This window comes from Pseudomonas sp. SDO5591_S426 (genome assembly GCF_054070755.1).
In genome coordinates this window covers 1-9263 of sequence record NZ_JBSVXD010000209.1, presented here as the reverse complement: position 1 = coordinate 9263, position 9263 = coordinate 1, and the positions used below count along the sequence as shown (strand labels likewise).

The following is a 9263-nucleotide window of genomic DNA, read 5'->3' as shown; positions in this document are numbered from 1 at the left end:
CTTTACCACCAAAAGAGCAAGATCAAAAGATCGCAGCCTTCGGCAGCTCCTACAAGGGTTGCGTTCAATTGGTTGGCACTGCAATTTGGGCCGGCGTCAGGCAGTAATGTTCAATCAACTGACGTAATAGATGCACCGTAGGCTGCAAACGTGACATTTCAAGGTATTCCCCCGGCTGGTGGGCGCAGGCGATATCGCCCGGGCCGAGCACCAGTGTCTCGCAGCCAAGTTGCTGAAGATAAGGCGCTTCGGTGCCGAACGCCACCGCTTCGGCGCTATGGCCGGTGAGCTTTTCGGCGATGCGCACCAGTTCCGAGTCTGCTGCCTGCTCGAACGGCGGTACTTCGGGGAAAAGCGGCGCGTAGTCGATCTTGACTTGATGCCGCTCGGCAACCGGCTTGAGTCTACCCAGGATCTCGGCACGCAGGGCTTTGGGGTCCATGCCCGGCAAAGGACGCAGATCAAACTCCAGCGAACACTGGCCGCAGATGCGGTTGGGGTTGTCGCCGCCATGGATGCAGCCGAAATTCATCGTCGGCGTTGGCACACCGAACTGCATGTTGCGGAATTCACGTTGCCACAACAGGCGCAGGCCGCGCAGCTCGCCGATGGCGTCGTGCATGGCTTCGAGCGCGCTATGGCCCAGACGCGGGTCCGAGGAATGGCCGCTCTGCCCGAGGATGTCGATGCGCTCCATCATGATGCCTTTGTGCATGCGGATCGGCTTGAGCCCGGTCGGCTCGCCGATCACCGCCGCGCGACCGAGCGGGCGACCCGCTGCGGCCAGTGCGCGGGCGCCGGACATTGAGCTTTCTTCATCACAAGTGGCAAGGATCAGCAGCGGTTGCTTGAACGGTTGGTCGAGCAGCGGTTTGACGGCCTCAATGGCCAGGGCAAAAAAACCCTTCATGTCGCAACTGCCCAACCCGACCCAGCGACCATCGACTTCGGTCAGTTTCAAAGGATCGGTCTGCCACAGCGCACCATCGAACGGCACCGTGTCACTGTGCCCGGCCAGCACCAGACCACCGGGGCCGGAACCGAAAGTGGCCAGCAAGTTGAATTTGCCGGGGCTGACCTGCTGGATGTCGCAGGCGAAACCCAGATCGCCGAGCCAGGCCGCCAGCAGGTCGATCACCGGACGATTGGATTGATCGAGGCTTGCCTGGGTACAGCTGACGGACGGTGCAGCGATCAGTGCAGTGAACTGATCTTTCATGGACGGCAAAGGCATCGCTGGCTCCAACTCCCGAATTGAAGACCATCATAGAGCCATCCGGCGACAGGAATAAACCGTCGCGCGGCGGAGCAAGGTTGAGTCCTGTACACTGCACGACCTTGGCAGCCACACATTCCCCCGGCTGCGCTCCCGATCCTGGATTTTCCGGCCATGCAGAAAGAAACCGAAATCAAACTCCGCGTCAGCCGCGAAACCCTCGCCGCCCTGCGCGAGCACCCGTTACTGAAAAAACGCAACAAAAGTGGCTGGGAACGCCGTGAGTTGATGAACCAGTACTTCGACACCCCAGAGCGCGATCTGGCCCAGGCCAAAGTCGCCCTGCGCCTGCGCAAGGATGGCGAAGAAGTGATCCAGACCCTCAAGACCCGTGGTCAGAGTGTCGCCGGTCTGTCCGTGCGCAATGAGTACGACTGGAACCTGCCCAAGGCCAAGCTCGACCTGAAAAAACTCGACGGCGAATGCTGGCCCGAGGCACTGGCCGAACTGGACAAAAAGACCCTGAAGCCGATCTTCACCACCGATTTCGTCCGCGAACGCGCAGAAATCGCCTGGGGTCGTGGCAAGACCAAAGTGGTCATCGAAGCCGCCCTGGACCTGGGCCACGTCGTGGTCGGCAAGCAGAAAGAAGAAATCTGCGAGCTGGAACTGGAGTTGCGCGAAGGCGAGCCCGCCGCGTTGCTGGAACTGGCCGCCGAACTCGCCGAGAAGCTGGCCCTGATGCCGTGCGACATCAGCAAGGCCGAACGCGGCTATCGCCTGTATGACGCCAACAGCTACTCGCTGAGCCTGCCGGCGCCGCAACTCACCGCCGAAACCCCGCTGGACGACGCTTTCGCCGCACTGTGCTGGCATCTGCTCGGCAGCAGCCAGCGTCTGGCCGAGCAGTATCGTTTCAATGGTCACTGGCGCCTGCTGCTGGACTGGGTGGAAAACCTCGCCGAACTGCGTGCGCTGGTCAGCAGCCTCGGTCAAGCCGCACCGCGTCAGTCGACCCACGATTTGCGTGTCGCCCTCGACGCCTTGCTGGAAGACTGGCGCCCGCTGGTCCAGGCAGGCCTGGACGATGAAGACGTGCGCAAAGCCGCGCCGGAGCAATTCCTCGAAGAACTCGAAGACCCGCGCTGGGGCCTGTTCTCTCTGAACACGTCGCGCTGGTTGCTGGCCCGCACCTGGACCGCCGAGCGCAACACCCGTGGCAATCGCCAGGGCGCTGCGCAACTGGGCAGCTGGTTGCCACGCCTGCTGGGCGAAGAAGCCACTTCGTTGCAATTGCAGCGTTACCAGCAACAGCCGGAAGACCTGGCCGAGCAATTGCCGCGCATCGAACGCATTCAGGCGTGGCTGCACCATGCGCGCAACGTGCTGGAGATCCCGGAAATGGATCGCCTGTATGGCGAACTGAACAAACTGGCGCAACTGGCCAACGAGCCGATGATCACTGATGAACTGCTCGATGCGCGTAAGCAGCAGGCGATTGCTGTTTACCAGAATCGTGCCTGGAAAATGCTTCTGCGCATGTAACACCGCTATCGCTGGCAAGCCAGCTCCCACAGGGTTCGATGTTGGAATGCAAATTGTGATTCAACACAAAAAACTGTGGGAGCTGGCTTGCCAGCGATGAGGCCAGCCAATTCACCGCAATGCTTCAAACCGGCAAACTGGTCGTCGACTTGATCTCCGACAACGCCACAATCGAATTCACCTCCTGAATCCCCGGTACCATCGACAGCTTCTCGAAAAAGAAGCGCTCATAAGCCTCGATGTCCGCCGCGACGATCCGCAGCATGAAATCCACCGCCCCCATCAGCACATAACACTCCAGCACTTCGGGAAAACCGCGAATCGCTTCGGTGAATTCGGTGAAGTTCGAACGTCCGTGGGCGTTGAGTTTTACCTGCGCGAAGATCTGCGTGTTCAGGCCGATTTTCTTGCGGTCGAGCAATGTCACCTGGCCGCGAATGATCCCCTCCTCTTTCATCCGCTGAATCCGCCGCCAGCATGGCGACTGTGAAAGCCCCACCTGTTCGGCGATCTGCGCACTGGAGAGCGAAGCGTCCTCTTGCAGCAACGCCAGGATCTTGCGGTCGTAGCTGTCCAACTCGCTTTGCATAGGAAAACCTTACATTGATGATCTGACGAATTGATCGATTCGAATAAGCCGCAATACGGACCATCATAGATAAGAAATACCCGGCACCGAATGTAAAAATTTCTCCAGTGATTTTGGAGAACGACCATGCCGTACCTGGAAGCCGTCAACACCCCGCCCGCCCGCGCCGATGTCTGGCATGTTGGCAACGCCCATTGCTGCGTTCGCTACCAATTGCTGGCCGAAGCCGAACCGGAGCTGCTGTGCCGTGCGCTCAATCTGTTCGCGTTGCAGTTTTTGACGCCGGAACAGGTGCAGGTGCAGCGCCAGGAAGACCTGCTGGCGATCGAGATTGTCATCGATGGTTTGAGCTGGCATCGCGCCCAGGTGATCGCGGAAAAACTTCGTAACCTGATCAGCGTCTGCTCGGTCGATCTGCAAACCGCTGACGCTGCCTGGGCTGAAGCCGCTCAAGCGGCGGGCTGAAAAAACTCGATACGGCTTCGTCGGGTAGTGGCCCAACGGTCAGTGGCGCCACGACTATCCTTTGCGCACTTGTTGTTCAAAAGGAGCCCGCATGTCCGTTCAATTCTCCATTCAGGACCGCTGGCTGGATCTCAATGATGTGCTGCGCGAGCTGGTTGCCCAAGGCTTTATCAGCCAGGATTCGGCCGAGCAGGCGCTCAATGCCCGCCGCCGCCACGCCGCTCATGGTCAGCTGCATCCACTGGAATTCATCGCCGGCCAGCAGCTGGACGACCTCAGCCGCCCCGGCAAACACCTCGACCTGGAAAACCTGACCCTGTGGCTGTCCCAGCAGGCGGGCCAGCCTTACCTGCGCATCGACCCATTGAAGATCAACGTCGCGGCCGTGACGCCGTTGATGTCCTACGCCTTCGCCCAGCGCCACAAGATCCTCGCCGTCTCCATCGACCGCGACGCCGTGACCGTCGCCAGCGCCCAGCCCTACGTCACCGGTTGGGAAGCCGACCTGACCCATGTGCTGAAGCTGCCGATCAAGCGTGTGGTGGCCAACCCGGTGGATATCCAGCGCTTCAGCGTGGAATTTTTCCGACTGGCCAAGTCAGTTACCGGCGCCAATAACGCCGATCAGCAGGTCAACACCCTGGGCAACTTCGAGCAGTTGCTCAACCTTGGCGCCAGCGACCAGGAACCGGACGCCAACGACGCGCACATCGTCAACATCGTCGACTGGCTGTTCCAGTACGCCTTTCAGCAACGCGCCAGCGATATCCACATCGAGCCCCGGCGCGAGCAAGGCACAGTGCGTTTTCGCATCGACGGCGTGCTGCACAACGTCTACCAATTCCCGCCGCAAGTGACCATGGCCATCGTCAGTCGCCTGAAAAGCCTAGGGCGGATGAACGTCGCGGAGAAGCGCAAACCCCAGGACGGTCGGGTGAAAACCAAGACCCCGGACGGCGGCGAAGTCGAGTTGCGCCTATCGACCTTGCCGACAGCCTTCGGCGAAAAAATGGTCATGCGGATTTTCGACCCGGAAGTGCTGCTCAAGGATTTCGATCAGCTTGGGTTTTCCGCCGACGACCTGCGGCGCTGGCAGGACATGACCCGCCAGCCCAACGGCATCATTCTGGTGACTGGGCCAACCGGTTCCGGCAAGACCACCACGCTCTACACCACACTGAAAAAACTGGCGACGCCGGAGGTCAACCTCTGCACCATCGAAGACCCGATTGAAATGGTCGAACCGGCGTTCAACCAGATGCAGGTCCAGCACAACATCGACCTGACCTTCGCCGCCGGGGTACGCGCGCTGATGCGACAAGACCCGGACATCATCATGATCGGCGAGATTCGCGATCTGGAAACTGCCGAGATGGCGATCCAGGCCGCGCTCACCGGGCACCTGGTACTGTCGACGCTGCACACCAACGACGCACCCAGCGCCATCAGCCGTTTGCTGGAACTTGGCGTGCCGCATTACCTGATCAAGGCCACGGTACTCGGCGTCATGGCCCAGCGATTGGTGCGTACCTTGTGCCCGCACTGCAAGGCACCGCAAACCTTGGGCGAAGAAGACTGGCAAACCCTGACCCGGCCCTGGCAAGCCCCGCTGCCGGGCAACGCCCAACGCGCCATCGGTTGCGTGGAATGCCGCGACACCGGCTATCACGGCCGCGCCGGGGTCTATGAAATCATGCAACTGACCGACGGCCTCAAAGCCCTGATCAACCCCGACACCGATTTGCTGGCAGTGCGGCGGCAGGCGTTCAAGGAGGGCATGCGCAGCTTGCGTTTGTCCGGGGCGCAGAAGGTCGCGGCCGGTTTGACCACCGTCGAGGAGGTGTTGCGCGTGACGCCGCAGAGCGAGCAGAAGTAGCTATGCGGTGATGGAACTCGATTGGGGAAATGGCGATCCAACGCCGTAGTTAAAACCCCCAGTGGAGTCACCCATCATGCGTTTCAAACTTGCTGTCGCTACCATCGCCTTGTTGTCCCTGCCTGTCGGTTCGGCGATGGCTGACAGCTTTTGGCGTAACGTCATCTCGTCCGGTGCAACCACCGGTTCGACCTACCTGACCTTCAAGGATCACAAGCTGATCGTCGCCGCCCAGGACGATGCCGGCAGTTTCGTCGCCAGTGACGGCGGCATCCGCGGCCCGTATCTGGAAGCCGCGATGCAGCAAGTCCGCGCCGACAACCCGGGCCTGCAGGCTACGGACATGGAACTGGCGAACGCGATTCTGGCGAAGAATGCCGTGGCTGCCGAGTAATCGATGCTGAACTGAAAATGCCGCTCATATGAGCGGCATTTTTTTGCCTACACAAACCTCCTGTTCACAGCAGATCCCTGTGGGAGCGGGCTTGCCCGCGATGAGGCCTTCAGCTTCAATATCTGCATCGGCTGTAAATCCGCCATCGCGGGCAAGCCCGCTCCCACAGGGTTAGATGTGACCGGACAATCAGCGGTAATCATCCACCGGCACACACGCGCAAAACAGGTTTCTATCCCCGTAAACATTGTCCACCCGGTTCACCACCGGCCAGTACTTGTGGGCCTTGGTGTGTGCATCCGGTGTAACCGCTTGCTCGATGCTGTAGGGCCGCTCCCAGATCCCAGTGATGTCGGCCAGCGTGTGCGGTGCACGTTTTAGCGGATTGTCCTCGGCCGGCCAATTGCCGTTCTGCACCTCGGTAATTTCCGCGCGAATGCTCAGCATCGCGCCGATAAAACGGTCCAGCTCCGCCTTCGATTCACTTTCGGTGGGTTCGACCATCAACGTCCCCGGCACCGGAAACGACATGGTCGGCGCGTGGAAGCCGTAGTCCATCAGGCGCTTGGCGACGTCTTCTTCACTGATACCGGTCAGCGCCTTCAATGGTCGCAGATCGAGAATGCATTCATGGGCCACGCGTTCGTTGCGCCCGGTGTAGAGCACCGGGAACGCCCCGGACAAATGACGCGCCAGGTAATTCGCGGCGAGGATCGCCACTTCGCTGGCATCGGCCAACTGCGGCCCCATCATGGCGATGTACATCCAACTGATGGGCAGAATGCTCGCACTCCCCCACGGCGCCGCGCTGACCGCGCCGTTCTGCGCCAGCGGTCCGTCGATCGGCACCACCGGGTGATTGGCCACGAACGGCGCCAGGTGCGCGCGCACGCCGATCGGCCCCATGCCCGGCCCGCCGCCGCCATGGGGAATGCAGAAAGTCTTGTGCAGGTTCATGTGCGACACGTCAGCGCCAATGTCCGCCGGCCGCGCCAGCCCGACCTGGGCATTGAGGTTGGCGCCGTCCATGTACACCTGGCCGCCGTGCTTGTGGATAACTTCGCAGATTTCGCTGATGCCTTCCTCGTACACGCCGTGGGTCGACGGATAAGTCGCCATGAGGCAGGAGAGTTTGTCCCCGGCGTCTGCGGCTTTTTCCTTCAAGTCATCCAGATCGACGTTACCCGCTTCGTCGCACTCGACGATCACCACACGCATCCCGGCCATCTGCGCCGAGGCCGGGTTGGTGCCGTGGGCCGACGACGGAATCAGGCAGATATCCCGCCCACCCTGCTGACGGCTCTCGTGGTATTTGCGGATCGCCAGCAGCCCCGCGTATTCGCCCTGGGCGCCGGAGTTGGGCTGCATGCAGATTGCATCGAAACCGGTGATCGCGCAGAGCCAGCGCTCCAGTTCTTCGATCATCAATGAATAACCAACCGCCTGCTCTTTCGGCGCAAACGGATGCAGATTGGCGAACTGAGGCCAGGTAATCGGGATCATCTCGCTGGTGGCATTGAGCTTCATGGTGCACGAGCCGAGCGGAATCATCGATTGATTGAGCGCCAGGTCCTTGTTTTCCAGTTGCTTGAGGTAGCGCAGCATCTCGGTTTCGCTGTGATGGGCGTTGAACACCGGATGGCGCAGATAAGGCGTGGTGCGTGCCAGCCCGGCGGGAATTCCGGGAGTCAGGGTTTCAGCGTCCAGTTCATCGACGCTGAGCCCATGATCGGCGCCAAGGAACACGTCGAATAGTTTCGCCACGGTGGACTCGTCGCAGCTTTCGTCGAGACTTAACCCCAATCGCCCACGGCCCAGGATGCGCAAGTTGATCTGCGCGGCCACGGCGCTTTCGATGATCGCGGTCTGGGTGCCGCCAACTTCCAGCGTCAGTGTGTCGAAGAAATGCTGATTGAGACGGGTGATGCCCTTGCGCTCAAGGCCAGCGGCGAGGATGCAGGTCAGCCGGTGCACGCGCTGCGCAATGCGCTTGAGCCCTTCGGGGCCATGGTAGACCGCGTAGAAACTGGCGATATTGGCCAGCAGTACCTGAGCGGTGCAAATGTTCGAGTTGGCCTTCTCGCGGCGAATATGTTGCTCGCGGGTTTGCAGGGCCATGCGCAGAGCGACATTGCCGCGTGCATCTTTCGATACGCCGATGATCCGCCCCGGAATCGCCCGCTTGTACTCGTCGCGACTGGCAAAAAACGCCGCGTGCGGCCCGCCGTAACCCATTGGCACGCCGAAACGCTGGGATGAACCGAATACCACATCAGCGCCCAACTCGCCGGGCGGGGTCAGCAACAGCAGGCTCAGCAAATCGGTGGCGACGCACGCCAGCGCCTGTTGCGCGTGCAGGTGATCAATCAGCGGACGCAGATCAAGGATCTCGCCGTGGGTATCAGGATATTGCAGCAACGCACCGAACACCTGGTGCTGCTTCAAGTTATCCACAGCGTCGATGATCAGCTCGAACCCGAAGCCTTCGGCGCGGGTCTGCACCACGGAAATGGTCTGCGGATGGCAGTTTTCATCGACGAAAAACAGATTGCTTTTCGACTTGGCGACCCGCTTGGCCAGTGCCATGGCTTCCGCCGCAGCGGTGGCTTCGTCCAGCAGCGAAGCGTTGGCCAGCTCCAGGCCGGTGAGGTCGATGGTCAATTGCTGAAAATTCAGCAGCGCTTCGAGCCGCCCTTGGGCGATTTCCGGTTGATACGGCGTGTAAGCGGTGTACCAACCGGGATTCTCCAACACGTTGCGCAGGATCACGGCGGGCGTGAGGGTGCCGTGGTAGCCCATGCCGATCAGGCTGGTCCAGACCTGGTTCTGCTCGGCATAACCGCGCAACTTGGCCAGCGCCGCTTCTTCGTCCAATGCCGGCGGCAGATCGAGCGGCCGGTTCAGGCGAATGCCCGGTGGCACCGTCTGCTCGATCAGTTCAACCCGACTGCCCAGACCCAGGCTGTCGAGCATCGCCTGTTGCTCGGCGGCATCCGGCCCGAGGTGGCGGCGAAGAAAGGCATTGGGGTCGCGTAACTGGCTCAGGGACGGCAACTGGGACATGACGGGCTCTCTCTTGACTGGCGCTCAACGTCGATGCAACACGGTCAAACCAGCATAGCAGCCGATAGCAGATCAAAAGATCGCAGCCTGCGGCAGCTCCTGCATAGAAATGCGA

7 protein-coding genes are annotated in these 9263 nt (G+C 60.8%); 4 read left to right on the top strand and 3 right to left on the bottom strand.

Annotation, left to right across the window (positions count from 1 at the left end; all coding sequences use genetic code 11):
• Window positions 1–64 precede the first annotated feature (64 nt).
• On the bottom strand, window positions 65–1234 hold the full coding sequence (argE, locus tag ACW9JC_RS26175; protein WP_457458607.1) for an acetylornithine deacetylase: 1170 nt from the start codon (window positions 1232–1234) through the stop codon (window positions 65–67).
• Between the two features lie 156 nt (window positions 1235–1390).
• On the opposite strand from argE, the gene ACW9JC_RS26170 reads away from it, so the two are divergent.
• Window positions 1391–2761 carry a CYTH domain-containing protein gene (locus ACW9JC_RS26170; protein ID WP_457458606.1) on the top strand — a complete coding sequence of 457 codons (1371 nt, stop codon included), beginning with the start codon at window positions 1391–1393 and terminating at the stop codon, window positions 2759–2761.
• Between the two features lie 124 nt (window positions 2762–2885).
• Here ACW9JC_RS26170 and ACW9JC_RS26165 read toward each other — a convergent pair whose 3' ends face one another.
• Window positions 2886–3350, bottom strand: a complete 465-nt coding sequence (locus ACW9JC_RS26165) for an Lrp/AsnC family transcriptional regulator (RefSeq protein ID WP_338583768.1) — start codon at window positions 3348–3350, stop codon at window positions 2886–2888.
• A gap of 126 nt (window positions 3351–3476) precedes the next feature.
• Between ACW9JC_RS26165 and ACW9JC_RS26160 the strand changes: the two genes are divergently transcribed.
• The 3 genes from ACW9JC_RS26160 to ACW9JC_RS26150 all read left to right on the top strand — a co-directional run bounded on the left by ACW9JC_RS26160 (window position 3477) and on the right by ACW9JC_RS26150 (window position 6085).
• On the top strand, window positions 3477–3815 hold the full coding sequence (locus tag ACW9JC_RS26160) for a hypothetical protein (protein WP_457458603.1): 339 nt from the start codon (window positions 3477–3479) through the stop codon (window positions 3813–3815).
• Between the two features lie 91 nt (window positions 3816–3906).
• The gene (locus tag ACW9JC_RS26155) at window positions 3907–5691 is read left to right on the top strand and encodes a GspE/PulE family protein (RefSeq protein ID WP_457458601.1); all 1785 of its coding nucleotides are present in this window, start codon (window positions 3907–3909) and stop codon (window positions 5689–5691) included.
• A 76-nt stretch (window positions 5692–5767) separates the two neighbouring features.
• Window positions 5768–6085 (top strand): DUF2388 domain-containing protein, encoded by a 318-nt coding sequence (locus ACW9JC_RS26150; protein WP_416129568.1) that lies wholly within the window; start codon window positions 5768–5770, stop codon window positions 6083–6085.
• Between the two features lie 189 nt (window positions 6086–6274).
• Here ACW9JC_RS26150 and gcvP read toward each other — a convergent pair whose 3' ends face one another.
• On the bottom strand, window positions 6275–9148 hold the full coding sequence (gene gcvP, locus ACW9JC_RS26145) for an aminomethyl-transferring glycine dehydrogenase (RefSeq protein WP_457458599.1): 2874 nt from the start codon (window positions 9146–9148) through the stop codon (window positions 6275–6277).
• Window positions 9149–9263 lie beyond the last annotated feature (115 nt).